Genomic DNA, 26609 nt, shown 5'->3' with positions numbered 1-26609 from the left:
ATTAAGCTTCAGCTTCAAATTTTTTAGGGTGAGCAGGAAAATTTGTCATTTGTTAAATAGCAGGTAAACTTATCAAGCTTAGTTTTTGTTTAAATTCGTTGCGGTTCTAAATTGAAAAATTTAAATAGGCGAGTTGTCTGACTTTGTAAATTCAAAAGGTGCGATTTAAGATCACGACATGGATTTCGTTCTTTCCATTTTCCAAATAAGTCAAGTAAATAAAGGACAAATGATCTTGAAAAGCAGGCGAATCTACCATCAATATTTTTGTATAAACTCCGTACAATTTGTTTTTTTGACGAGTTTAATAAGAAAATAAGGCATATATAGCTTCTTAGCATGAAATTTTTACCTCGATTTTCAGTCTCAACTCACAGACCGATCCGGTTTAACCGGAGCTATTAATTCAGATTTTAAAACCCTATTGAATTACCGCCGTCAACGGGCAGTATTACGCCGGTAATGTACTTGGCTCCATCAGATGATAGAAAGTATACCGCTTCGGCAATATCGAAAGGTTCACCTAATTTACCCATCGGCGTGCGCGACATCACTTTTTGTTTGCGCTCGGGATCGCTATCCAATGCTTTAGACGACATATTGGTTTTGATAAAGCCAGGAGCCACGCAGTTTACCCGGATACCTTTTGGAGATAATTCAACAGCCATGGCTTTCGTCATGCCTTCAATTCCGGTCTTGGCGGCAGTATAGGCAATCACATACGGGATGCCATAATGTGCAGCCATTGAACTTATATTGATAATACAGCCCCCGCCTTTAGCCAGCATGCATTTGGTAACTTCACGGCTAATGGTAAAAACCGAGTTCAGATTAGTTTGAACAACGCGTTGAAACTCGTCGTCTGAAACCTCTGTGAAATCCTTTTTAAGGTTAATGCCGGCATTATTGACCAGGATATCAATCTGCGAATACTCGTTTTCAATTTCGGCGATCAACGCGGGAATGCCTGCCTGATTATCCATATTCATAACCTTATAGGTACATAGCGAACCTAATTCAGCGGCCATGATTTTTAGATTTTCTTCGGTTCTGCCTATCATAATAGTTTTTATACCGCTCGCGATAAACCTTTTTGTAATGGCCAAGCCCAAGCCAGATGCACCGCCCGTTACTATTGCAATTTTAGATGTCATGGTTCAATATTGTTATTATAATCGTTATTAAAACCTGCCTGTTTTAAGGGAAGATTCCCTGATGATCAGTTCGTGCCTTAGTACCAGGCTATGCGTCAATTGTATATCGTAATTGTTAGTTAAATGGTTGATGAGCAAATTAGCCGCAACTTCGCCCATTTCGTAACCCCGGTAATCAATCGTAGTTAAATTAGGGTCAATAATACGACAGGATGGATCGTTATTAAAACCTGCAACGGCAATGTCCTGCGGTACTTTAAGCCCTGCATTTTTGAGGGCCATAATGCAGTTGATGGCGCATACATCATTCGCCGAAAAAATGCCATCGGGCAATATTGGTAATTGCAATATTTGTTTAGCCGCTTCGGTACCAGAGTCCGCGCTCAGATTGTTGATGATGAGCATATCATCGGAAAAGCCAATTCCGTAATTGCTCAAGGCAGACTTGTAACCTCTAAAGCGTTCTTGGTAGACATTTTGGACCCCTGTTGCAGTAATATGTATTATTTTTTTACAGCCCTGTTTTATTAAGTGTTCGGTTATATCGTAACCGGCTTGAAAATTGTTGATATGGATGTTGGGACAGCTTTTATGTTCGTAAATGCGATCAAAAAATATAACAGGAATATCGCGTTTGATGAAATTTTCGAAATGATCGATATTGGTGGTGTCGTAAGCCAGTGAAACCAGTAAGCCATCAACTCTATTGTTAAACATGGTTTGGATGTTGTTGTTTTCCTTTTTCATAGTTTCAAGAGATTGGCTGATGATGAGATTGAAGTTGCTATTATTAGCCACCTTCTCGATACCGGCAATCACATCCGACATGAAGCTACTGTTCAGCCTAGGCACAATAACTCCGATTGTGTTGCTGCGCTTAGTGCGCAGATTGGCAGCAAAAGCATTAGAGCTGTAACCCATTTCGCGCGCAGTATCTACAATTTTCTTTTTTGTGCTTTTATTAACACCTGGAAAATCATTAAGGCTCCTGCTTACAGTAGCTGCCGAAACATTTAACTTTTTGGCTATGTCATAAATAGTAACTACACTTTTGCTATTTTTCACCTGCTAATTTCTGTACTTAATCGATTTCAAATATCAGGTAAAATTTCTGAATTGTGATTGACTGATTTAATAATTATAGAAATGATCGATTTGACAATTGCCATTAATTGATTATTTGGAGCCATTTCTGTTTGGTGCGAGGTTTTGCTTGCCTTGATGAATAATCTTTAAATTTATTGTAATCGATTGCAATTACCAATTATTGTTTTTAATTTCACACCCGTGAACGGATGACGATTTTTAGCATAATTTCCTTGTATATTATCTAAATTAGGTTAACAGCTTAAAATTATGAATAAAATTTAATTTATTATTCGTGATACTATCCTGCGAAAAAACAATTTGTATTCCTATAACAGCGAAAGATTAGATTACAGATGCGATATATATTAAGTGTGGTGTTGTTTACAATTCTTATAACGGTCAAGGCCTAGCCCCGGTTAATATATGTAGACATCGCGAAAACTAAAGGTGTGTTAAATCACAGCTATCGCCAATGTGTTGGAGCCGGACGGGCTACTGAAGGCTTGCGTGCTGATTGGCAAAGGCAGTTAAAGTATATTAAAGAAGAATGTGGTTTTGAATACATCCGTTTTCATGGTTTATTAGGCGATGATATGGGCGTTTATACCGAAGATAAACAGGGCAGTGCTATATACAATTGGCAGTATATCGATGAGCTATTTGATTATTTATTGAGTATCAGGATGAAGCCATTTGTTGAACTAGGCTTTATGCCAGCCGGTTTAGCAAGTGGCAAACAGACCGTTTTTTGGTGGAAGGGGAATATAACTCCACCTAAAGATTACTATAAATGGGATGGACTGATAAAAAAATTGATTGAACATTGGACAGAGCGGTACGGACATACCGAAGTAGCAAGCTGGTATTTTGAGGTGTGGAATGAGCCTAACTTAAAAAATTTATTCTTTAGTGGCGATCAGCCGGATTATTTCAAGCTTTATCAGCGAACAGCAACAGCTATAAAAGCTATATCAAATGATTACCGTGTTGGCGGCCCCGCTACCGCAGGTAATGCCTGGATAATAGAGATGATTAATTTTTGCGCGGATAGCAAAACTCCAATAGATTTTATAAGTACACATGATTATGGTGTTAAGCAAGGCTTTTTAGATCAAAGCGGAGATATTGGTGTAATCGTGAGCCAAAACAAAGCGGCTGTTTATGGAAGCATGATCAATACTAAGAAACTAATCCAGGCTTCGGTCATGCCAAATCTGGAGCTGCATTATACGGAGTGGAGTTCGTCGTACACTCCAACCGACCCAATACATGATACTTATTACCAGGCCGCTTATATTCTGGACAAAATTAAGCACGCTTCGAAGTATGTTAATTCCATGTCTTACTGGACGTTCACGGATATTTTTGAAGAGCTTGGCCCGCGAAGTACACCTTTTCACGGCGGTTTCGGTTTACTCAATTATCAGAATATTAAGAAACCGGCATTTTATGCCTATCAGTTTTTAAACAAGCTAGGCAACATTGAATTAAAAAGCAAAGATACAAGCGCTATTGCCTGTAAAAGTGCGAACGGTGATGTGCAGATTTTAATGTGGGATTTTACCATCACCCATCCGGGTGATTCAGTTAACGACCAAATTTACTATAAGCGAGATAACCCATCAAAAGGTATTGAACCGGTTAAAATAAATGTTTCGCACCTTGCCCGCGGTCAATATCAGTTAGATGTATATAAGGTGGGTTATCGCATTAACGATGCTTATAGTACCTATTTTGATATGCAGTTGCCAAGCCAGTTAAGCAAAGGGCAGGTGGCGGCTATTAATCAAAAAAATAGTGGTGCGCCAATTATCACCTCGAAAATTAATGTAGCAATAACCGGTTCATTTAAGGCGGAGTTGCCTATGCGGGAAAATGATGTTTATCTTGTTACCTTACAGCGATTAAAAAATTAAGATCTAAATAACTAACTATGTTCAGCAATTTAGAACAAACCTTTCGCTGGTTCGGTCCTAACGATCCAGTCTTATCGGCGGACATCCGGCAAACGGGCGCGACGGGTATTGTAACGGCTCTGCATCATATACCTGCAGGTGAGGTGTGGGGCATAGAAGAGATCGATCTGCGCAAGCGAACTATCGCCAAAGCGGGCTTAAGCTGGTCGGTAGTGGAGAGCTTAAATATCCACGAAAGCAAAAAAACTGCGAGTATTGAACGCGATGAATATCTGGCAAAATACATTAACAGCTTAAAAAATTTGGGTAAAGCCGGTTTGAAAACCGTTTGCTATAATTTTATGCCCGTGCTGGATTGGTCACGCACCAACCTTGATTACAGGTTGACAAATAATGCTTCGGCGCTGCGTTATCATGCCCCGGCGGTTGCCGCTTTTGATCTTTATATTTTAAAGCGTGAAGGTGCCGAAAACGATTTTACAACACAGCAAAAGCATGAGGCCAGGGCTTTTTTGGAAAGCATTACTGCTGACGAAAAAACTATCTCACCAATACTATTATGGCCGGTTACCATGTATGGATGAAGTATTTACTATCGCCGAATTTAAGGAACATTTGGCGCGTTACGCCGAAACCAATGCCGCTAAGCTGAAACAGAACTTGGCTGATTTTTTACAGGCTATTGTACCTGAAGCAGAGAAGGCAGGTATTAAAATGTGTATTCATCCTGATGATCCGCCTTTCCCTATTTTGGGTTTGCCCCGTGTAGTATCGACTGAGCAGGACCTTAGCGATCTGCTTAATTATTGCCCTTCACCATCAAACGGGATAACATTATGCACCGGATCGTTAGGTGCCCGTGCGGATAATGATTTGCCTGGTATTGTGAGCCGGCTAGGGGAGAACATCCACTTTATTCACCTGCGCAATGTACAGCGTGAGCCCGATGGCGGTTTTTACGAAGCTGACCATTTAGGTGAAGCACAGATATATATAACGTAATGAAGAACATTGTTGTAGAACAAAAGAAACGGTTTGATGTCGCCAGGGATGATGTAGCGATACCGATGCGCCCGGACCATGGCCACAAAATATTGGATGATTTTAATTACGATACTTATCCCGGGTATTCGGCCATTGGCCGTTTGAAAGGCCTTGCCGAAATGCGAGGTTTAGAAATGGGTATTAAGTACACGCTTTATCAAGAATAAACTGTCTGATTTAAAAATCTTCTTATATGTATAACAAAAACCTGAAGCTGTTTTTAATTGCAGCACTTATTGTGACATCTGCGAAAGCGCAAAAAAACACCCCCACTGTAAAGGGGTTAAAAGATTATTATAAAAACTATTTCCCTATCGGGGGAGCGGTAGCAGTAAATACGCTAAATGGCGCTAATGTCAACCTTGTCATCTCACAATTTAACAGCCTTACGCCTGAGAACGCCATGAAAATGGGGCCGATCCATCCTCAGGAGAACAGGTATAACTGGCGCGATGCAGATTCGATCGTCAACTTTGCACAGGCGCATAGCCTGCGGGTTCGCGGCCATAATTTATGCTGGCACGAGCAAACACCTTACTGGTTGTTTAAAGATTCGGTAGGTGGCCGGGTTACTAAGGCTGTTTTATTAAAGCGCTTACACGATCATATCAATACCGTTGTGAACCGCTACAAAGGAAAGATCTATGCCTGGGACGTAGTGAACGAAGCCATTGACGACGACAGCACCAAATTTTTGCGTAACTCGTTATGGTACCAGATATGCGGCGACGATTTTATTATCAAAGCTTTTGAATATGCCCACGAAGCCGACCCCAAAGCGCAGTTGTTTTATAATGATTATAATACCGAGCGCCCGCAAAAGCGCGACCGGGTTTATAAATTGCTCAAAATGCTTGTTGACAGGGGAGTGCCCGTTAATGGCGTAGGCATACAGGCTCATTGGTCGGTTTACGAACCATCGGCTCAGGATCTGCGTGCCACTATCGAAAAATTTTCGTCCTTAGGATTAAAGGTTCAGGTTACCGAACTGGATGTGTCGATATACCCCTGGGAGAAAAATCCGCGGCAGCTAAAGCCAGGCGAATCGGATAAGCTTACGCCGGAGCTAGAGCAAAAGCAACTGGAAAAATATACCGAGGTGTTTAAAATATTCCGCGAGTACAAAAAGGTGATCACCGGCGTTACTTTTTGGAACGTATGCGATCAGTATACCTGGCTTGACGAATATCCTGTAAAAGGCAGAAAGAATTATCCACTATTATTCGATCAAAACCAGCAACCTAAAAAAGCTTACTGGAGCGTTGTAGATTTTAAATAGAATAAAGCTAACCTATGAAGACATATATCGTTCGTGTTTTATTGATAGTGGTGGTATCAACCATCAGCCGGTTTACAGCCAATGCTGGCGACGAACCCAAATACGTATCTGCACAAAGTACGCCAGGTAGTTTTGCCCTATCCGTTGCGGGTAAACCTGCAGCCATCTATGGCGGCAACGACGATTATCCGGGAGTGATAAGAGCGATGAAAGACCTGCAAACAGATATTACTTCAGTTACAGGGAATAGACCTCAACTGTTTACCAATAACGAAATGCCCGAAAAACAAGTTGTGTTGATAGGCACTATTGGTAAAAGCACATTGATCGACGGATTGATTAAATCGCATAAGCTGGATGTTTCCGGAATCGCAGGTAAATGGGAAAACTTTATCCTGCAAACCGTAAAAAAACCTATGCCCGGTGTGAGCACTGCGCTGGTAATTGCCGGGAGCGATAAACGCGGAACGATATATGGCATTTACGATCTTTCGGCACAAATCGGCGTATCGCCCTGGTACTGGTGGGCCGATGTGCCGGTTAAAAAACAGGCTAACCTATATGTGCTGCCCGGCAGGCATACACAAGGCACCCCGGCTGTAAAATACCGCGGTATATTTATTAACGATGAGGCGCCTGCCTTTTCGGGATGGACGAAAGAGAAATTTGGCGGGGTTAACCATTTGGCTTACGAAAAAGTATTTGAGCTGATCCTTCGCCTGAAAGGCAACTACCTGTGGCCGGCAATGTGGAACAATGCTTTTAACGATGATGATAAATCGAACCCGGTTTTGGCCGATGAATATGGTATTGTGATGGGCACATCGCACCATGAGCCTATGGACAGGGCACAGCAGGAATGGAAACGTTATGGCAACGGGATATGGGATTATGAAAAAAATGCCGATGTACTGAAAGCCTTCTGGAAAAAAGGCATCGAAAACATGGGCAGCAAAGAAACCCTGGTTACCGTAGGCATGCGCGGCGATGGCGATATGGCCATGACCGAAGGCAGCAACGTGGCTTTGCTGGAGAAAATAGTAAAAGATCAACGCCAAATTATAGCCGACGTTACGGGCAAGGACGCATCAAAAACGCCGCAAATGTGGGCGCTATATAAAGAAGTGCAGGATTATTACGATAAAGGCTTGCGCGTACCTGATGATGTTACTTTGTTATTGTGCGATGATAATTGGGGTAATAACCGCAAACTGCCTAAACTGGGAGAACCTAAACGGGCAGGCGGTTACGGTATTTATTATCACTTTGATTACGTGGGCGATCCGCGAAATTACAAGTGGTTAAACACCAATCCAATATCAAAAACATGGGAGCAAATGCACCTGGCTTATGAGTATGGTGCCAACCAGGTTTGGATAGTGAACGTGGGTGACATCAAACCAATGGAATTCCCGATATCGTTCTTTTTGGATTATGCCTGGAACCCGAGTAAGATCCCCGCAAACGGTTTACAAAAATATACCGAAGAATGGGCAGCGCAACAATTTGCTAAAACGCATGCAGTACAAATTGCCAATATCCTATCAAAATATACCAAATACAACGGTAGGCGCAAACCCGAGCTGCTGAATGAGAATACCTATAGCATAACAAATTACCGGGAGTTTGAAACCGTAGCAGCCGACTATAATAACCTGGCAACCGAAGCTGAGCAGCTTTGGAAAAAACTACCGTCGGAATATAAAGACGCTTACTTTGAATTGGTATTACATCCAGTAAAGGCATGCGCCAACTTAAATCAGCTGTATTTTACGGTTGCCAAAAACAAGCTATATGCTCAACAGGGCAGGGCAGCGACCAACGAAACGGCTAACGAAGTAAAAGCTTTGTACGCCAAAGATGCCGAGATATCCGATTACTATAATCATACTCTGGCTAATGGTAAATGGGATCATATGATGGATCAAACACATATTGGTTATACTTACTGGCAGCAGCCGCTGGTTAACAAAATGCCCGAGGTTAAACAAATCGATCTGCCCGAAGCTGCTGATATGGGCGTAGCGGTTGAAGGATCGGATGAGGCTGGTAGTAATACTTTGCCTGCATTTAATTCGATAGATAAAGGCAACCGTTACATCGAGATATTTAACAAAGGCAAAGCCGCATTTACGTACACTATTCAAGCCGAACCGTTTATCAATATCACCAATGTGGCCGATAAAGTCGGCCAGCAAAAACGCCTAATGGTGAGCGTCGATTGGCAGAAAGCGCCAAAGGGTAATCACGAATATCCCATCGCCATTAAAGGACCAAGCGGCAAAGAGGTTGCGGTTAAGGTTTGGATAAATAACCAGCCTGCAAACATTAAAGGTTTTGCGGAGACCAACGGATATGTTTCAATAGAGGCTGTGCATTATACCAAAGCGGTAAATGCCGAGGGTATCAAATGGGGTATTTTGCCCGATCACGGCCGTACTTTATCGGCTGTAACAACATTCCCGGTTGTTATAGCTGTACAAACATTAAGTGGCGCGACGCCCCATCTGGAATATCAGGTTAACCTGAGCAAGAGCGGTGAATTTAAACTGATGACCTATGTATCACCCTCGCTCGATTTTAATAACCTGGGCGGCTTAAAGTTTGCCGTTTCGATTGACGGTGAAGAGCCACAGGTGATGAACCTGCAAGGCGATAATTCACAAAAGGCCTGGGGTAAACACGTAAGCGATAACGTTAACATTTTAACGTCGACACATACCGTTGCAAAACCTGGCGTACATACCATTAAATATTGGATGATCAGTCTTGGCGTGGTATTGCAGAAATTGGTGCTTGATTGCGGCGGATTAAAACCAAGCTATTTAGGCCCGCCGGAAAGCGCGAGGTTGTAGAAGGCTGACGGATGAGAAATAAAGCGTTAGCGATTGCAGCGGATACCGTCCCGTGACTAAGGCCTGTAGGCGTATGAGCGGAAAGCGCGGCCCGCAGGGAAACGCCCAAGCTATTGACAAATAATTAAAGAGTTACTTTCCCTGCTCTGCGTTGATGTCCTTAGCCACATCAATCATGGGCGCTACCCAGATGTCGCTTTCGTGAGCTTTAAGGTAACGTAGTAGTTTAGTGTGTTCGCTACGATCTTCGTTAATACTATGGCCACCGCCAATGCCATGAAAAAGAAATACCAGTAGCGTATGTGTTTCCTGCGCTTTTTTGACCAGGTTGATCATATAATCTGCCGGCTGGTTTTGGATCATGTACGAATCAATATTATCCAGGTCTACCTGTGCCGCGGTTTGTAAGCCGCCGGTTACACCGCGCGCTCCAGCAAAATCTTTTCGCAGGGCAGTATAGAAATCTACACCGCCAATTTTTAAATCCCCGCAAGGGTAGGCAAACGTGCGATCGGTCTTTCCATCAATAGCTTTTAATAAAATGTTGTTGGCTCGTATCTCGTCAACCGCGCGGCCAATGGTATACTTACTCAGATCGTGATCGGGCGATACCCAGCTGCGGCCCGGCTGGCTACCATCGCAGGGATGAAACAAGGCATGATTACCTAACTCATGACCATTTTTAGCTGCTGCCCGCCACTGATCAAGCCGGTTGTTCACTGTAGGCGATGAACCGATGATATAAAAAGTACCCTTCAGCTTTACCGAATCGAGCGCAGGGATAACATTGTCCAGATCGATATCCACGGCATCATCGTAAGTTAACACCACCGCGCATTGCTTGTTGTTCCAAACCTTAATGCCTTGTTGTGGTATTGCCGATATATTGGTGAGCATCAAAGCTGAAGCCAACAGGCCAATGGATATCTTTTTCATAAACGGGTAATTTAGGTTTTGCTAAGATATTTATTTACCGTCGGTTCTGAACGGCGACGCCGGTAAATCTTCCTTGTTGTATAAATTGGCACCATCCGGGTTATCGGCCCAGGCGTAGCGCACGTACATTGGATTTGTTACATCCGGGTTGGATACGATGACCTTGTCGCCATCAATAACCGCTTTTGCCCAAACAAACTTTTTATCCGCACCGGCAATAGCAAACTGATTGAGTTCGCCACCGCCTTTGGCTATTAAACCGCCGCCGATGTTGCTAAAAGTGATGGTGATCTTACCGCCTTCTACTTTTGCCGATTGATAAATTGGCCCGGATGCTACGATGTTATTGTCGCCATAGGCCAGCTTCTCTGCTGCAAGCGCCAGGCGTTCGCCTATTGGTTTTTTACTTAGGGGGTGTATATCGTTCCATTCGCCGGCGTCGATGGCAACAGCCATGCCCGTATTGGGCACCGATAGCGAATTTAATTCTGCTTCGCGTAACTCGGCCCACTGGCTTTCGGATGGTAAGTATTGTACTTCCATAAAGTTGGGTAACTGCGCATATAAAAAAGGTAATGTACCCTCGTTCCATTTGGCGCGCCAGTCGGCAATTAACGCCGGCAGTAATTGATTGTATTCAGCAGCCCTGCCGGTATTCGCCTCGCCCTGGTACCAAACAAAACCTTTTATGGTATAATTAATGGCCGGTGCCACCATGGTATTGTATAAACCTGTCGGTTCGTTTTGTGCCGAAAATCCGCCACCAAAAGGGATATCACCCGGCGCATAGGCTTGACCAACTTTATATTGACAATCGCCCCGGAGGTCAATTTTTTGATCGTCTACTATAAGGTTATACGGCTTATCAGGCACAAAGCCACCTTTCCCGATGGTATTGGTTATGCGTACCACAATAATATTTTTACCGGCTTTTAAAAGGTTTGCCGGGATCGTATAACGACGAGGGGGGTACTGGTAAGTGGTATTGCCAACCAATACGCCATTCACATAAACCTGATCGGCATCAACAATACGGCCCATCAACAATTTAGCCGGTTGGCCCGTCATACCTGCTGGTACCTCTATTTCTTTACGGAACCACACCACGCCATTTAAACCTTTAATGCCCTGGTCTGCCCAGTAGCCCGGCAACCAGAAGTGGTGCCAGTCTTTCGGTACATAATTAACGTCGAACCATTTTATATCGCCGTTAAGGCCTTTATCTAATTGTTTAAATGGTTTTGGTGTAGGACGCATCGGTTTCATTATCTTGTTAAGATAAGCTGTATCCTGAAACTGCTCCAACCGCTTTGCATATTGTGGGATTTGTTTAATACCTTCGGCGCTTATCCATGCCTGTATAGGTGTGCCGCCTACACTCGAGTTGATAATACCAATCGGCACATGATATTTGAGGTATAGGTGTTTAGCAAAAAACCAGCTTACTGCACCAAAATCGCCCACGTTTTTGGGACTAGCTTCCATCCATTTGCCGGGAGGGAGATCGTTGTGGATCTTGGAAACATCAGACGCTGTCGGGATGAGAAAATTACGGATCTGCGGGTAATTTGCCGAGGCAATCTCGTCAGGATATTTTTCTTTAACACGCTCCACCTTGACCACCATGTTCGATTGACCTGAGCAAAACCAGACATCGCCAACTAAAATATTATGGAGAGTAACGCGGTTGCTTCCGCTGATATCCATAGTATACGGGCCTCCGGTTTTCATCGCCGGTAAGGCATAGATCCATTTACCGTCGACCCCTGTAGTGGTTTTGTAGGTTTTGCCATTAAAGGCGATGCTTACCTTTTCGGCAGGCGCTGCCCAGCCCCAAATGTTTACTTTGCTATCGCGTTGCAGCACCATACCATCGCTAACCAGGTAAGGCAGGCGTATTTGCGCGTTTATAGTGGTAAATAAAAGCAGTAAAATGCCTGTCAGCAGCGTGGTTAGTGATCTCATACTAAAGCTATTTATCTTATTTACTTTTTAAACGGGTCAATCATAGCGATACTGCCATCGGCATTGTGATGCAGCTCGGTTACTTTAATATTACGCAGGTGAGTTTTGCCAGATAGTTCGGTATCATGATAGAAAATATACCACTTACCTTTAAACTCAACAATAGAGTGGTGGGTTGTCCAGCCTTGTACGGGTTTCATAAATATGCCCTGGTATACAAACGGGCCAAATGGCTTGTCGCCAATGGCATATTCCAAATAATGAGTATCACCTGTTGAGTACGAAAAGTAGTACTTGCCGTGATATTTATGCATCCACGAGCCTTCAAAAAAGCGATGGTCGTGATCCTTAGTCAGTAATTGCTTGCCTTGTTTATCCAATATGATGACATCTTTAACCTTACCGTCAAAATGCAGCATATCCTTACTCATTTTTACCACTTTACAGCTTAGGGCAGGTTCATTGTCTTTACCTAAGTCGGTTTTTGAACCATTGGCATCGTACTTGCCGGTTGCCCAGCGTTGCAGTTGTCCGCCCCATATGCCACCAAAGTACATGTACGACGAACCATTCGTATCGGTAAACACAGCAGGATCGATACTGAAGCTGCCCGGTATAGGTCGTGGTTGTGCCTTAAATGGCCCTGCCGGATTTTTTGAAGTAGCCACACCGATATGGAACACGTCACTTTTATCTTTTACGGGGAAGTATAAAAAGTAAGTGCCGTTTTTATACGCGGCATCGGGAGCCCATAGCTGGCGACCTGCCCACGGTATATCTTCAATATCAATTGCTACACCATGGTCGGTAACTTTGCCGCCAATTTTATCCATCGATAGAATATGATAATCGCGCATGGCAAAATGATCGCCGTTATCGTTTTCGGGGATGCCCGCGTCAATATCATGCGATGGGTAAATGTATATCTTGCCGTTAAAAACGTGGGCCGATGGATCGGCGGTATAGATTGATCTGATAAGCGGTTCAGCTAGTGTCACGTCAAGTTAAAATTGTCGGGTAAAGGCGTTTGAGTTTAATCCTTGCATCGTCATTTGTAAATTGCCAGTTAATGGTAGCTTCTTTATTGTTTCGGTGGGTTTGCCAGGCCAACACTTCTTTTTGCATCTTTTTGATATTGTCAATCCTTCGGTTTAGACATTGTCCCATCAAAACATTTAACTCTATTTCTGCCATGTTCAACCAACTGCCATGCTTTGGGGTGTAAACAAATTCAAACCTGTCCCTTAGTCGTTTGGCTTCTTTCGGCTCAAAGGCCTCGTACAACGCTGCTGGTTTATGTGTGCCAAGGTTATCCATTACCAAGGTTATTTTAGTGACTTTCGGGTACCAATCGTCGGCTATTTGTTTGATGAATTTTGCCCAGTCTGTTTTTGTTTTCCGTTCTGTCACCTCCACATATCTTTTCCCGTTCAATGGCTCTGATGCCAAGAATATATTGGCTACCCCGCAACGCGCATATTCAAAATCTTCCCGAGCATCTTGTCCGGGTTTCATTGGGATGGGCAACCGTGTTTCTGTAATCAGCTGTTTTGGGGACTCATCCATACAAACGACCGGAAACTCTTGGCTATAAGGTCGTTTATATACATCCAGCAAATGCTCCATATTAGCAACAAAATCACTGCTTTGGTGCGGTGGTATTACCCAGCCTTTTACTTTCCAGGGTTTTAACTCGTTTTTTTTAACGTCTTTCTTATCGTTTCATAGGAAATATCTTCTACATATTTCAACTCAACCATTTTATCAGCCAATAAACGTAGCGACCATTTTGAAAAGCCTTCGGGTGCTTTGCCACAACTTAATGCTATTAAATGCGCCTCGGCTTCCCCGTCTATTTTTTTTGCTTTTGTCTTGATTATAGGCTTACGGTCCAGGCACGCTTCAAAACCGTCTTCAACAAAACGCTGTTTGACCCGGTCAATCATTCGCATGCTTACTTTTAAAACACGGCTGACTTCTTCGTTGATGATCTTTTCCCCAAGTCCACTTTCATCGCAATTCAATAAAATATAAGCATTGCGATACTGTTGGGCACTGTGAGAACCCTTGCTGATTATTGCACTTAGCCGCCCCCGCTCTTCTTCTGTTAACGTTACTCTATACTTTATCATATCCGTTTTGGATGATAAAGGTATAATAAATATACGACAATATCAAATTGACGCGACACTAGATAAGTCTGTTTTTTTTGTTGTGCAAAAGTTTGACTGATCGATAGGCAGCCTGTAATGGCTAGGGCAAGAGGTTTAAATATTTTCATTTCGATTCAAAATAATTTATGAGTAATTTATTGATTTACAGGCTTTTAATTTAATAAATCAGAAGGTTTTACCACAAATTACCGATGCCGGATTGGCTTATTACAATCTACCGAAGAAGTCCTTACTGGTTTATTAAATAAATATACGTAATAATTTACTTTTTACAATCGATTGTAATTATTGGTTTATAATGATTGTAATTACGACGACCACGAATCAGAAAAAACAATAATGTTGTACTTTGATGAACTTTTTCTGAAATAACATGTCCAGTCGTAAAGGAATTTGAAAATTCAATGCCTGGCGACCATTTATAATTTGGGCTCGATTGCAAAAGATTGAGGCAAAGCGGTAGAAAAAGTCCACGCCGTCATAGTAATTGGCCTTATGCTCACTTTAAATTAATGAAACCGATTGTATTGCACATCTCAGTTTTAATTTTTTAATGTTTTAGCAATTGCGGGATCGAATTTATTAGCTGGTTTGAATAATTTGCATCATTCAAATCGGCTAATAATTGTTTAAACAGGCATTATTTCAATTTCATGATGGCCAGATATTCGCAGAAAATAAATTTAATTAAATATTAGCAATCGATTGCATTTATTAATAATTAAATTTATTTTAGTCCCCGATTATAAGCCTCCGGCTAATTTCGGAATAGACCAACCATTTTATTAACCTTTTATTAATTCACTTAAACGTATTCTTATGCGAATGACAGTTTACTCACAAAAAAAGGTAATTAGGTATAGTGAATCTAGCTTTAAAAGCATCTTTATTTTAGCTTTTATTGTATTACTATCTCTTTCTTCCTTATCGCTTTATGCGCAAAACATCAAAATTCAAGGACGGGTTCTGGATCCTGCCGGTCAATCGGTACCCGGAGCCTCCATTCGGGTGAAAGGGACTCAAAACGGCGTGACAACGGATGCCAACGGTAATTTCCAGCTCTCTGCACCCGGTAATTCAACGCTTGAAGTATCTTTTATTGGTTATGCCACACAGGAGAAAGCGGTCAATAACCAAACAAAAATCACGATTACCTTGGTTTCTGACACCAAAACCTTACAGGACGTGGTGGTGATCGGCTATGGCAGTCAGCGCAGGGAATCTGTCACCGGTTCAGTGGCTTCCATTAGCGGAGCTAATTTGAATGCCGTTCCTTCCGCTAACATCGCCCAGGCTTTGCAGGGCCGTTTAGCTGGCGTAGATGTTCAGCAAAGCTCCACCAAGCCTGGTGCTACCGCGCAGATCCGTATCCGCGGCACCCGCTCTATTAATGCATCAAATGATCCGCTGATCGTATTGGACGGTATCCCTTTCGCAGGAACAATTGCTGATATCAGTCCGGACGATATTAAAAGCGTTGATATTCTTAAAGATGCTTCTGCCACTGCGATCTATGGGTCCCGGGGTTCAAACGGAGTTGTCCTGATTACGACCCGTAAAGGTAGCACAGGGCAGGCGCCCCAAATTTCTTACAACGGTTATGGTATGGTAAAAGACGTAATGAAGTATCAGATGATGCAGTCTGAGCAATACCTTGCCCTTAGGAAAAGAGCCGGTTTATACACCGCTCCAGGTACGGATGAGGACGCCACGGGAAATACGAATACCGATTGGCAGGACCTGTTTTACAGAAAGCCGGCAACTACGCAAAACCATGATATCAATGTAACTGGTGCCACTTCCAGCAAAGGAACTTACAAATTTGGTGTTGGTTATTACAGGGACGAAGCCCCTATACCTTTATCTCAGTATAACCGTATTTCGTTGCGCGGATCTGTTGATCAGGAAATCGGCAAATATTTTCGTATCGGATTTACGACAAATGATAACTACAGCATTACGGATGGTGCCAACCTGGGCATGTACGGTGTTTTGAACATGTCGCCGCTGGCTAACCCTTTCAATTCCGACGGGTCCACGAAGAGACTCGTTGTTTTGCCGGCAGACCAGCCTTGGGTATATACCAGAGAAACGCTGGCTGCTTTGGGCGATAAATACGTCAATACAACTAAAGACCTGGCTTCTTATAACTCTGCTTACGTTGATATGAAGATCCCGGGAGTAGAGGGCTTGAGGTATCATCTTAATCTGGGAGGGAACATCCGTACGAGTAATTCAGGCAGCTATACAGGCGTGGGCGTATTTAACACTGATCCCAACAATCCTAATACTGCCTCGATAGGTAATTCGCGGACAACGCAATGGACGGTTGAGAATTTGCTTTTTTATGACAAGACTTTTGCTCAAAAACACAACCTGAACGTAACGGCGTTATACTCATCAGAGCAGACAACCTATAATGCGTCAAATATCAGCAGAAAGAATATCGCAGGCGATAGCTTTCAATTCTACAATTTAGGACAAACTTCAAGCGGCAGCAACGATGATATTACGATCGATCCTAATAATCAAGCGTACAACCAAAGCGGATTAATGTCTTTGATGGGCCGTATCATCTATACTTATGACGATAGATATTTACTTACCGCAACTTACCGCCGTGATGCTTCCTCCAGACTAGCTACAGGACATAAGTGGCATGACTATCCGGCTGTTTCCATTGGTTGGAATATCAATAAAGAGTCATTTATGCAAAATCTCAGTTGGGTAAATAGTTTGAAGCTTAGGGTCGGTTATGGGGAAACATCCAATCAATCAGTAGCACCTTATGCGACACTAGGTCAGTTAAGTGTACGACCTTACAACTTTGGTGCAACCAACGCCAACGGTTACTACGTTACCCAGCTACCTAATCCTGATCTTGGCTGGGAATATTCTAAGACCAAGAACCTGGGCCTGGATTTCTCTTTATTCAATAATCGACTCACCGGTACCGCTGAAGCCTATATCACCGAAACGGATAACCTTTTACTAAGTGTCGGCTTGCCTGCAACATCAGGAGTAAGCAGTTATACAGGTAACGTAGGTTCGACATCGAACAAAGGTTTTGAGATCACTTTGAATGGCGTGATCATCAACAACAAGAATGGATGGACCTGGGAAGCAGGTGTTAACTTTTACCGTAATGTTAACCGTATAACTGCACTGGCATCCGGACAGCAACAAGATGTAAACAATTGGTTGTTTGTTGGACATCCGCTTAACGTGATATATGACTACAAGAAAATTGGCATATGGCAAGCAAGCGAAGCTGCTACCGTAAAGCAGTATGAAGGACCTGCGGGCGTTCCCGGAATGGTTAAAGTGCTCTATACCGGAACATATAATCCTGATGGCTCTCCTACCCGAAACATCAGTGCTGCTGATCAACAGGTGCTGGATGCTGATCCCGACTTTCAGGGAGGTTTTAATACCCGGGTTGCCTACAAAGCGTTCGACTTTTCGATAGTCGGCGCCTTTGTACATGGAGGTATTTTAAACAGCACCTTATACGGCGCAAACGGTTACCTGAACTTGGAGTCTGGTAGGGCCGGTCAGATCAATATCGACTATTGGACACCAGATAACCCGAACGCCCAGTTCCCTGATCCTGCCAGTCCGAAAAGCAGTAACAATCCTAAATATGGGTCTACTTCAGGTTATTTCGACGCCTCTTACATGAAGATACGTGCCATAACCTTAGGCTATAATGTTGCTGGCAAATGGTTGAAGTCAGCCGGAATCAAAAAGCTGCATGTTTATACTACCGCTCAGAATCCGTTTATCTTCTTCTCGCCCTATTACAAACTTTCTAAACAGGACCCCGAGCCTAACAGCTACGCTAACGATAGCTCAAATATGGCAGTTGCTTACGGTAGCGGACAAAGTCGGTTGCTGACCGTAGGTTATAATACGCCGAGTACACGTAACTATTTATTAGGATTAAACGTAACATTTTAAAATACACGAATATGAAACGAGTATATAGAAAGTTCTTTCAAGTATCAGTGTTAACTGCATTCGCCCTAACCGGGTGCAAGAAGATCCTGGACGAAACGCCGCGCGCTACTTTTACGCCGGATTTCTTTAAAACACAAGCAGGAGTCCAGGGAGGTATCACCTCTCTTTATGGTCACCTGCGTTATATGTACGGCAACGGCTATTTTATTAATTCGAATGAAGCCGGTACAGACGAGGAAACTTGGGCTCAACTTGCCGACCTGAACACCAAGAACATCGATTTTTCGGGTGTAGGAACGGTAAATCCTCAAACCGACAATTCGGGCATTGTATGGAACAATAACTTTCCTGATATCAATACGGCCAGTGGCGTAATTGAAAACGGTGCAGCGGTCGGTATTTCGGATGCACTGATCGCAGAAGCCAGATTTTTTAGATCTTTCGATTATTTCCTCTTGGTGCAAACATTTGGCGGTGTGCCACTTGACCTGGGTGCGGGAGAATTAAAATTCAATACTTCTACAGCAAGGACGTCTAAACGAAATACCGTACCCGAAGTGTATACTAAGGCCATTTTTCCAGATCTCCTGATAGCGATCGACAAACTGCCCACTGCGCCACGCGTTGTCGGTGGTGTAACTAAGAACGTTGCTCGTCTCTATCTTGCCAAAGCTTATTTGACTTATGGCTGGTGGCTGCAAAATCCCAATAATATCCCAACTTATCCGGATGTAGCTAGGACCGACCCTGCCGGGCACGATGCTGCATATTACTTCAACCAAGCCTATACGGTTGCCGCAGCGGGTATAGAATCGCCAACTCCTTATAGTTTGCAAGCCAGTTTTTATGATGTAAACGTCGCCACAAACGACCGGAACAATGAAGTGATGTTGTTCGCGGATCACACACAATCCAGCGCGCAATATAATGGAGGCGACTTGAGCTACAGTTCAGGAGGATTTAGTACTGACAATTTTGCTTCATGGTTTCAGCAATGGAACTATACTACGATTACAAGCAGTAAAACAAATAGCAGCTGGAGCGGTTATAGTTCAGTGCAGCGTGCGGCAACACAACCTTTAGGTCGCCCATGGACCCTTTTGGCACCTCCTCAAGGTGTATTTAAAGTGACCTTTGCGGACAAGCTTAATGATTCGCGATATGATGGAACCTTTGTTACCCGGTATCGCTGTAATTTAAAAGAGGCTGGTTACACGGGTACTACGCTCTACAATGCTAATTACCTGCCAATAGGCGAAGGTGATGCTGTTCTCAGCTTTTTGAATGATGATGTGGGTGGTGTAGATTACACCAATTCCGTGTATAAAAGTTCTGTAGGTGCAGGTGTTTTACCTGGCAGGGCAGATTTTGTCATTGAGCCAAGTAATATTAGTCGGATATGTTACCCTGGCAACTTTAAACTGGGACCTTACCGTACCGACAATAACGGTGGTTTAGGTTCGCCAAACGGTAGCAGTACACGTCCGTTCCCGGTGGCTAAGTTCTCGGAGTTGTTTTTTATTGCCGCAGAAGCCGCTGTGAAGGGTGCCGCTACCAGGGCAATCAGTGGATCATATGCTAACGATGGAACCGCAAGAGGGCTAATTAATGTTATCCGCGCCCGTGCAGGCCGATGGCGCTTTGACAATGGGAACCAGGTAGCTAAAGTCCAGGACAACAGTGCGGCAATTATAGCAGCCACACCTGCTTCAATTGATATCAACTATATTCTTGCCGAAAGGAGCCGTGAATACTTCGGTGAAGGTTACCGCTGGTTCGATTTAGTCCGCACACAAAAATGGACAGAGTTAAGCAGCTCTTTCGTAATCGCAGGTAAAACCAACCCTAACGATTGGAACGATCACACCGTTGGAACATTTACACGTACAATCCTACCAATGAATTACCTCAAACCAATTCCTCAATCACAGTTAGACGGATTGGATATGAGTCCTGTAGATAAAAAGGCCTATCAAAATCCGGGTTACAATTAACGTTTTTAAAAAGTTCATTATTGTTTTTAAAAGGAGAGATAAGCATATCTCTCCTTTTTTTACTATAAATCTATAATACTTTTCTTAATGAAATCTTCGACCTTAAAACCATTGATTCTAAATACTTTTCTTATCCAACTTATTTCTACGAGAAATAGGATTGGGGCAAGGGTCTTGCTATTGGTTATGATATTGCTCCGTTTTCCATGTGATGCACAAAAAAAAGCGATCATAACAAACGAGGGCAGAGAAAGGATCAGTTTAAATCATGGCTGGAGATTCATGCGTTATCAAGACAAAGGTGATGAACTGATCTATGATGAACGCCCTGTTGTTTTTGATCGCAAAGATGACGTTGTGGCCGATAGTAAACCATCACAAAAACCTCTCCTTGCGGGTACTTCCGAAAAAGTATTAAAGAAGTGGATACTCCCCACCGCAAACGATTTTATTAAAGACGAGTCAAAGCATTACGTAAGGCCGGCGGGTGATCCAGGGAGCAATTTCCCCTTTGTACAGCTGGGATTTAATGACAAAAGCTGGGAGAAAGTAGATCTTCCTCATGACTGGGCTGTTAAAGGACCATTCTACAAAGAAGCCAATGCGATAGTGGGCGGAGGAATGGGAAGATTACCAATCCAAGGTATTGCCTGGTATAGGAGGAAGATCGGCATACCAATAGCTGATCGTGGAAAAAATATTTATCTGGAAATAGAAGGAGCAATGTCTTATGCTATGGTTTGGTTAAACGGACACCTGGTCGGCGGGTGGCCTTACGGTTACAATTCTTTCAGACTCGACTTAACTCCTTACATCAAATTTGGATTAGACAACCAAATCGCAATAAGACTGGATAATCCGCCCAACTCATCAAGATGGTATCCCGGCAGCGGATTGTATAGAAATGTTTGGCTTACTAAAACTAATGCTGTTCAGATAGCTCAGTGGGGCACTTGTATCACTACATCGGATATTTCTAAATCTTCGGCCGTTGTCAATCTGGATGTGAACATTGAAAATAAGGCTGATTATGATGAACAAGTAAAAGTATTAACTGATATTTATAGTTTGGATAATCAGTATCAAAAGGTGAAAAAGATAAGCAGTTTCCCTTTGTCGATTGTTAATGTGAACCATCATAATAAGTATTTGGTTAAAAGCGAATTGTTGCTGAACAACCCCGCTTTATGGCAGCCTTTACCCACACAAAAACCCAACTTATATGCGGCTGTTACCCGTTTATACACAAATAATAGGTTGGTTGATACCTACGAAACGCGGTTCGGAATCAGAGACATCAGGTTTGATCCTGTTAAAGGTGTAATTGTAAATGGAAAAGCTGTAAAAATACAGGGAGTTAATCAGCATCACGATCTTGGAGCTCTTGGAGCAGCATTTAATTACAGGGCGGCTGAAAGGCAACTGGAATTACTACGTGAAATGGGATGTAACGCGATCAGGTTATCTCATAATCCTCCGGCCCCCGAGCTATTGGACATCACTGACAAAATGGGCTTTTTAGTCATAAATGAAATTTTTGACTGTTGGGAACAAGGCAAAACGCCATTAGATTTTCACCTGATCTTCCCGGATTGGTCTGAGGCGGATACAAGGTCGTTTATCAGAAGAGATAAAAATCACCCTTCAATTATTGCCTGGAGCTTTGGTAATGAGGTTGGCGAGCAGTACACGGCAACAGAAGGTGCAACAATAGCCCGGAGATTGAGTGCTATAGTTAAAGACGAGGACCCGACCAGGCCAGCTACCGCTTCGATGAATTATGCCAAACCGGATATGCCATTCCCCGCCGTTATGGATATTCTTTCACTAAATTACCAGGGCGAAGGGATCAGGGATGCACCGGCCTATGCCAAGCTAAAGGGAATTAGAACAGCCCCCTTATATCCAGCATTTCATGATAAATTCCCGGGAAAACTAATCATCAGTAGTGAAACGGCATCCACGCTAAGTACACGCGGAACATATATATTTCCAGTAACTAGTGATTTTAGCGCACCTGTAAGTGATACTACCGGAGGTGATGCTCAAAACCAATATGTAAGTGCCTATGAATTGTATACAGCTCAATTTGGGGCTTCGCCCGATAAAGTATTTGCGTCACAGGATAAGCACCCTTTTGTATGTGGAGAGTTTGTTTGGTCCGGCTGGGATTATTTAGGTGAGCCGACCCCGTATTACGGGGCCAGAAGTTCTTATTCCGGTATCATAGATCTTGCCGGTTTTAAAAAAGACAGATTTTACCTCTATCAGGCGCGCTGGCGGCCCGATCTTCGTTTCGCTCATATTTTACCTCATTGGAATTGGCTAGGAAGGGAAGGTAAAATCACTCCCGTGCATATTTTTTCTTCGGCCGATGAAGCCGAATTGTTTCTTAACGGTAGATCATTGGGGCGTAAAAAAAGAGTGGAATATCAATACCGGTTCAGATGGGATGACGTTAAATATGAACCTGGTGAACTCAAAGTGTTAACTTATAAGCATAGGTTGCTTTGGGCAACCGAAACCCTAAAAACCGCAGGGCAGCCGGTTCGTTTAGGACTAAGGGCTGACCGAAGGAAAATAAAGGATGATGGCGCTGACCTTGCTTTTATCACTGTAAAAGTTTTGGATAAGGATGGGAACATCGTACCTATAGCCAATAATAAAATTGTTTTCTCTATATCCGGACCAGCAGAAATCGTTGCAACAGATAACGGTGATCCAGCTGACCTCGTCGCCTTCCCGTCAAAGGAACGAAAAGCATTAAGCGGCATGGCGTTGGTTATAGTAAGATCATTAAAAAAAGCGGCAGGCAAGTTTGAATTGAAGGCGGAAGCTGAAAATCTGGGTTCAGCTAAGATCGTCTTATCAACAAGCGCTAATTTACTAGATGTAAGACATCAAAAAATAACTAAGGGAATTAAGAGGTAATAAAACCGTATTCTTGCACTAAAAAGAAAAGCCCCTGTCTATGTTTTTAACCTTAATTCGCAAGTAAAACCAACCGAAACGTGCAATAAATATGTAAAACAATCAAATTAATTCTTTAACATACACTGTGCTTTTAACTTTTATTGTCCTTAACACGCTCGGAATCAGACATGAGTTTGATGATTAGATAAGTCAATGCAGTGCGGGTGAAACGCTATCTGTTATGGAGAACGACAGCCTCACCTAACCTGTGATAACCCTTACATGAATCATATCTGGGACTTTATCTTACGTGTTAATAACCTGGTTTACGTAAGGTAAGAATGCTTACCGCGCACTGATATATGCAACTCATTTGATAAGGATGATGCGCTTTTTAAACGTTGCTGCTTCATTTAGGGGATTGGTAATAGCAACTCCACTACAAGCGTGCCCATTTATTATAAAAACATTATCACAATTTATCAGCGCCGATTACTGTCTTATCCCGATACTAAATCGATGGCGCTAAAATTCCTCTATTACGGGCTCTCCGTTTATGTAATCAATCATATTGATAACTAGGTAGTTCCAGTTTTGGAAACCTTTGTTTAATATCGGTTCGCCTGTGTCTGGTTCGTAATACTCATGAAGGGCTGCGTTCTTTTTATAATCCTTTCCAAAAAGCATAATTGTTTTGAATGCCAGCTGTTTTGCCTGATCTTTAAATCCGTATTTGACCAGTCCCCGGAAGGTCATATAATTGGAAATACCCCAAATCGGTCCCAACCAGTTAGATGGGTTGTTACTGGCCCGAACACTGTACATTTTTTCCAGCTTAGATAGCGTACGTATACCGTACTGCGCGTTAAAAGTTCGCTTGTCTTCCAAGTTTTCTACAACCATACGTTTAGCCTGCTCTGGAGTGGCAATTCCGGCCCACATCGCCATAAAGCCTGACCATGTGCCTATTCTTTGTATCAGGCAATCATAATTACGCGGAAATCCGCTGTGTAAAATCATCTCTTGTCCAAAAATTGTTGTAGGTTGTTCTGTCACGGGTTTCAAATTCAAGTCAACAGAATAAAAATAACCGTCCTTTTCATCCCAGCAGTTTTTTTGGACGGCTAGTTTAAGGTTTTCTGCATCTTTACTATATTCTGCTGCGATATCGGTCAGTTTCAAGCAACCGGCCAAGTAGACCATCGCATTCAACTCCTTATACATCAGGCAATTCAAGAAGATTGAACCCGAGCTTCCGTTAGGCCTGAAAAATGTTGAAGGGTCATTGTCTGTTCCGATAGCAAGGTCGTCCTGCCAGTAATATAAGCCGGTTGCGCGATTACGGTGATGGGATTCATAATTATTAATAAAGGCTTGCATCAGACTAAACTTTTCACGGAGCCACTCCGCGTCGCCATGGTTAATTTTGGTCAGAAATGCCGCGTGCTGTGCGATCACAGGTTTATGCATATTAGTCCTGTAAATATTTGCCGGCTTCATTTTAGCGGGATCGGAATTTTTGGCGATCAGGATCGGCATGTAACCGTCAAACCCGGTGTTATCAAGATAATTAAGGATACAACCCCGTTCGTACATAACAGCCTCGCTTTTATCACCTGCAGAACCGTGATCCTCTAAAATTTGTCGTAACGCAATATTACTTAGCCAGGAGTCCCAATCCCAGAGATCGTTAGCATAGGCATTACTCCCCGGAGTAATAAACGGTTGATGCAGTATGCCAACCGGTTTTCTAAACATCCCCTTATAATCACTAAAGACTTGCTGCCGAATGATCGAGATATTAGTTTTGATACTGTCAGGGATCTGAGCGAAAGTAACTCCTGTATATAAGAGCAGACAGAAAGAGCTTAAAAAATTTCTGATAGATTTCATGATCGTTATTTAATTAAAATATTTAAATGGAATCGAGAACAAGCACCCAGTCGTTGCCATTTCTTTTTTCACCGGGAGGCTTAAAATGCATTGAAGTTTGTTTACTGAAGACACCAATGTTTATCGTTTCACCTGTTCTGGGGTTAAACCACGCAGCACGTAACTTTTGTCCCAGAAGTTTATCTCCATTGATGAGCATCTCCCTGCCATTATAAGTGTAGATGAAAGCAAATTTTTTACCACGTGTAGCCAAAAGATGATCATATTGCAGTCCTTGCTGTCCCGCAATCATAGACTGATCAGGTACGCGTTCTTCGTATGGCCTGGATAGGATCAGTTTCTTTAAGAAGATCATTTGCTGGGCTCCGGGGCTATTGATGGAGGTGTACCAATATTCTTTTGAACCATAGGCCGGTTTTTTATCTCCGGGAAGATGCATTTGCATCACGTCGTTGTTTCCGTACGTATACCCACAGGCACCCGCAAAAACCGACCAATATCCGTACCTCCGGACGTCCGCGTCTGTCCATTTGGGTAGTTTCGTATCATGTAAACCATACGGGATATTTTCATAAGACGGCTCTGCATCAAGCGTCGGCTTAACAGGTGTTTTTTCGTAATCTGCTTTTACATACCGCCAGTTGTCTTCACCATATTTTAGATCTTCTTTGGATACATCCTGCGAATAAGTTCGGTGTCCAGACTGGAAACAGTTAAAACTCAACCAGTCTGCATCCTGAAACCAGGTTGAGGATTGTGTCCGTCCTCTGGGATGAAATGTAATCAAATGATTGGGATCGGCTTCGTGCAGTGCTGATCCAATTGCTCTCCAGGTATTTTCATAAATATTTCCTGCAATATCCCCTCCGTTCATCCAAATGATATTTGGCCTGCTTCCAAACCTTTTAGCCAGGAAGTCAGCGTAATTACGTCCTTGCTCGGGCGTAATGCGTTTACCCTTTACCACACCTCCCCATATCGGTACTAAAGCAACATACAAACCTTTTTCTTGTGCTTTACTGATGATCCAGTCTATGTGATCCCAATAATCATATTCTTTGTTTTTATTAAAATCGTTACCCGGAGTAATCTTGGGATGCGCAATTTTTTGATCAATTAAGGCAGAGTCGCCATAGCAATTTACTTCGGCGATATCATGTATTACCATTGCCTGAATAACATTAAACCCCTGTTTGCTCCTTGTTTCCAAATATTGCTCCGCACTTGCACGATCCAGTTTTGAAAATAATAACCAACCGGTATCCCCAAGCCAGAAAAAAGGCTTTCCGTCTGTACGAAAGTATCTGTGGTTAGGTGAAATGGTGAGTGGGCTAACCGCGAATTGCGCACGGGCGGTCAGCGTAGTCAGCATAATAAAGGTCAACCAACCTGTCAACGCTCTTTTCTTCATGTTTTTTGCGAGTTTAATTTGTTAAA

Annotated in this window: 17 protein-coding genes; 9 read left to right on the top strand and 8 right to left on the bottom strand. The window is 42.9% G+C overall.

Translation table 11 applies throughout. The features are described 5' to 3' along the window. Window positions 1–413: 413 nt before the first annotated feature. Window positions 414–1154 (bottom strand): SDR family NAD(P)-dependent oxidoreductase, encoded by a 741-nt coding sequence (locus MUCPA_RS16600; protein ID WP_008507927.1) that lies wholly within the window; start codon window positions 1152–1154, stop codon window positions 414–416. Window positions 1155–1181: 27 nt separating this feature from the next. Then, window positions 1182–2219 (bottom strand): LacI family DNA-binding transcriptional regulator, encoded by a 1038-nt coding sequence (locus MUCPA_RS16595; protein WP_008507925.1) that lies wholly within the window; start codon window positions 2217–2219, stop codon window positions 1182–1184. Between the two features lie 443 nt (window positions 2220–2662). On the opposite strand from MUCPA_RS16595, the gene MUCPA_RS16590 reads away from it, so the two are divergent. The 6 genes from MUCPA_RS16590 to MUCPA_RS16575 are packed head-to-tail and all read left to right on the top strand — an operon-like array spanning window position 2663 to window position 9337. Further along, a complete protein-coding gene (locus MUCPA_RS16590) occupies window positions 2663–4159 on the top strand; it encodes a GH39 family glycosyl hydrolase (protein ID WP_121196780.1) in 1497 nt (498 codons plus the stop codon). A gap of 17 nt (window positions 4160–4176) precedes the next feature. Then, window positions 4177–4743, top strand: a complete 567-nt coding sequence (gene uxuA / locus MUCPA_RS39420; protein ID WP_316928936.1) for a mannonate dehydratase — start codon at window positions 4177–4179, stop codon at window positions 4741–4743. After that, a complete protein-coding gene (locus MUCPA_RS39415) occupies window positions 4736–5161 on the top strand; it encodes a mannonate dehydratase (RefSeq protein ID WP_316928935.1) in 426 nt (141 codons plus the stop codon). The genes uxuA and MUCPA_RS39415 overlap by 8 nt, the downstream gene beginning before the upstream one ends. Further along, window positions 5161–5370 carry a mannonate dehydratase gene (locus tag MUCPA_RS39410; RefSeq protein WP_316928934.1) on the top strand — a complete coding sequence of 70 codons (210 nt, stop codon included), beginning with the start codon at window positions 5161–5163 and terminating at the stop codon, window positions 5368–5370. The genes MUCPA_RS39415 and MUCPA_RS39410 overlap by 1 nt, the downstream gene beginning before the upstream one ends. Window positions 5371–5396: 26 nt before the next feature. Next, window positions 5397–6482 (top strand): endo-1,4-beta-xylanase, encoded by a 1086-nt coding sequence (locus MUCPA_RS16580; protein ID WP_008507923.1) that lies wholly within the window; start codon window positions 5397–5399, stop codon window positions 6480–6482. Window positions 6483–6496: 14 nt separating this feature from the next. Further along, the gene (locus MUCPA_RS16575; RefSeq protein ID WP_008507922.1) at window positions 6497–9337 is read left to right on the top strand and encodes a glycosyl hydrolase 115 family protein; all 2841 of its coding nucleotides are present in this window, start codon (window positions 6497–6499) and stop codon (window positions 9335–9337) included. Between the two features lie 132 nt (window positions 9338–9469). On the opposite strand, the gene MUCPA_RS16570 is transcribed toward MUCPA_RS16575, so the two are convergent. The 4 genes from MUCPA_RS16570 to MUCPA_RS37085 all read right to left on the bottom strand — a co-directional run bounded on the left by MUCPA_RS16570 (window position 9470) and on the right by MUCPA_RS37085 (window position 14370). After that, window positions 9470–10273: a polysaccharide deacetylase family protein gene (locus MUCPA_RS16570; RefSeq protein WP_008507920.1), complete on the bottom strand. Its 804-nt coding sequence runs from the start codon at window positions 10271–10273 to the stop codon at window positions 9470–9472. 30 nt (window positions 10274–10303) lie between these two features. Then, a complete protein-coding gene (locus MUCPA_RS16565; RefSeq protein ID WP_008507918.1) occupies window positions 10304–12238 on the bottom strand; it encodes a sialate O-acetylesterase in 1935 nt (644 codons plus the stop codon). A gap of 20 nt (window positions 12239–12258) precedes the next feature. Continuing rightward, a complete protein-coding gene (locus MUCPA_RS16560; RefSeq protein WP_008507917.1) occupies window positions 12259–13236 on the bottom strand; it encodes a glycoside hydrolase family 43 protein in 978 nt (325 codons plus the stop codon). A 1-nt stretch (window position 13237) separates the two neighbouring features. Beyond that, window positions 13238–14370 (bottom strand): IS630 family transposase gene (locus MUCPA_RS37085; protein WP_085983319.1). Its coding sequence is split into 2 segments (ribosomal slippage): window positions 13238–13944 and window positions 13944–14370, totalling 1134 coding nucleotides; the frame shifts between segments, so codons are not numbered across the junction. 867 nt (window positions 14371–15237) lie between these two features. Here MUCPA_RS37085 and MUCPA_RS16545 point away from each other — a divergent pair. The 3 genes from MUCPA_RS16545 to galB all read left to right on the top strand — a co-directional run bounded on the left by MUCPA_RS16545 (window position 15238) and on the right by galB (window position 23297). Continuing rightward, window positions 15238–18372, top strand: coding sequence for a SusC/RagA family TonB-linked outer membrane protein (locus tag MUCPA_RS16545; RefSeq protein ID WP_121196778.1), 3135 nt, complete (start codon window positions 15238–15240; stop codon window positions 18370–18372). An 11-nt stretch (window positions 18373–18383) separates the two neighbouring features. After that, the gene (locus tag MUCPA_RS16540; protein WP_008507914.1) at window positions 18384–20366 is read left to right on the top strand and encodes a RagB/SusD family nutrient uptake outer membrane protein; all 1983 of its coding nucleotides are present in this window, start codon (window positions 18384–18386) and stop codon (window positions 20364–20366) included. Between the two features lie 87 nt (window positions 20367–20453). Then, window positions 20454–23297, top strand: a complete 2844-nt coding sequence (gene galB / locus MUCPA_RS16535) for a beta-galactosidase GalB (RefSeq protein WP_008507913.1) — start codon at window positions 20454–20456, stop codon at window positions 23295–23297. A gap of 507 nt (window positions 23298–23804) precedes the next feature. Here galB and MUCPA_RS16530 read toward each other — a convergent pair. Beyond that, entirely contained in the window at window positions 23805–25172 is a 1368-nt protein-coding gene (locus MUCPA_RS16530; RefSeq protein ID WP_008507912.1) for an MGH1-like glycoside hydrolase domain-containing protein, read from the bottom strand. A 22-nt stretch (window positions 25173–25194) separates the two neighbouring features. Continuing rightward, the gene (locus MUCPA_RS16525; protein WP_008507911.1) at window positions 25195–26583 is read right to left on the bottom strand and encodes a glycoside hydrolase family 140 protein; all 1389 of its coding nucleotides are present in this window, start codon (window positions 26581–26583) and stop codon (window positions 25195–25197) included. Window positions 26584–26609: the final 26 nt, after the last annotated feature.

Origin of the sequence: Mucilaginibacter paludis DSM 18603 (genome assembly GCF_000166195.2) — a bacterium.
GTDB lineage: Bacteria > Bacteroidota > Bacteroidia > Sphingobacteriales > Sphingobacteriaceae > Mucilaginibacter > Mucilaginibacter paludis.
Note: the sequence above shows the minus strand (reverse complement) of the source record. Positions and strands in the feature narration are given on the sequence as shown.

Bases quoted from the DNA above. Each gene is read 5' to 3' on its own strand.
- galB (WP_008507913.1), top strand. From the start codon at position 20,454: ATGAAATCTTCGACCTTAAAACCATTGATTCTAAATACTTTTCTTATC.
- MUCPA_RS16525 (WP_008507911.1), bottom strand. From the start codon at position 26,583: ATGAAGAAAAGAGCGTTGACAGGTTGGTTGACCTTTATTATGCTGACT.
- MUCPA_RS16575 (WP_008507922.1), top strand. From the start codon at position 6,497: ATGAAGACATATATCGTTCGTGTTTTATTGATAGTGGTGGTATCAACC.
- MUCPA_RS39415 (WP_316928935.1), top strand. From the start codon at position 4,736: ATGGATGAAGTATTTACTATCGCCGAATTTAAGGAACATTTGGCGCGT.
- MUCPA_RS16545 (WP_121196778.1), top strand. From the start codon at position 15,238: ATGACAGTTTACTCACAAAAAAAGGTAATTAGGTATAGTGAATCTAGC.
- MUCPA_RS39410 (WP_316928934.1), top strand. From the start codon at position 5,161: ATGAAGAACATTGTTGTAGAACAAAAGAAACGGTTTGATGTCGCCAGG.
- MUCPA_RS16600 (WP_008507927.1), bottom strand. From the start codon at position 1,154: ATGACATCTAAAATTGCAATAGTAACGGGCGGTGCATCTGGCTTGGGC.
- MUCPA_RS16565 (WP_008507918.1), bottom strand. From the start codon at position 12,238: ATGAGATCACTAACCACGCTGCTGACAGGCATTTTACTGCTTTTATTT.
- MUCPA_RS16530 (WP_008507912.1), bottom strand. From the start codon at position 25,172: ATGAAATCTATCAGAAATTTTTTAAGCTCTTTCTGTCTGCTCTTATAT.
- uxuA (WP_316928936.1), top strand. From the start codon at position 4,177: ATGTTCAGCAATTTAGAACAAACCTTTCGCTGGTTCGGTCCTAACGAT.
- MUCPA_RS16570 (WP_008507920.1), bottom strand. From the start codon at position 10,273: ATGAAAAAGATATCCATTGGCCTGTTGGCTTCAGCTTTGATGCTCACC.
- MUCPA_RS16540 (WP_008507914.1), top strand. From the start codon at position 18,384: ATGAAACGAGTATATAGAAAGTTCTTTCAAGTATCAGTGTTAACTGCA.
- MUCPA_RS16580 (WP_008507923.1), top strand. From the start codon at position 5,397: ATGTATAACAAAAACCTGAAGCTGTTTTTAATTGCAGCACTTATTGTG.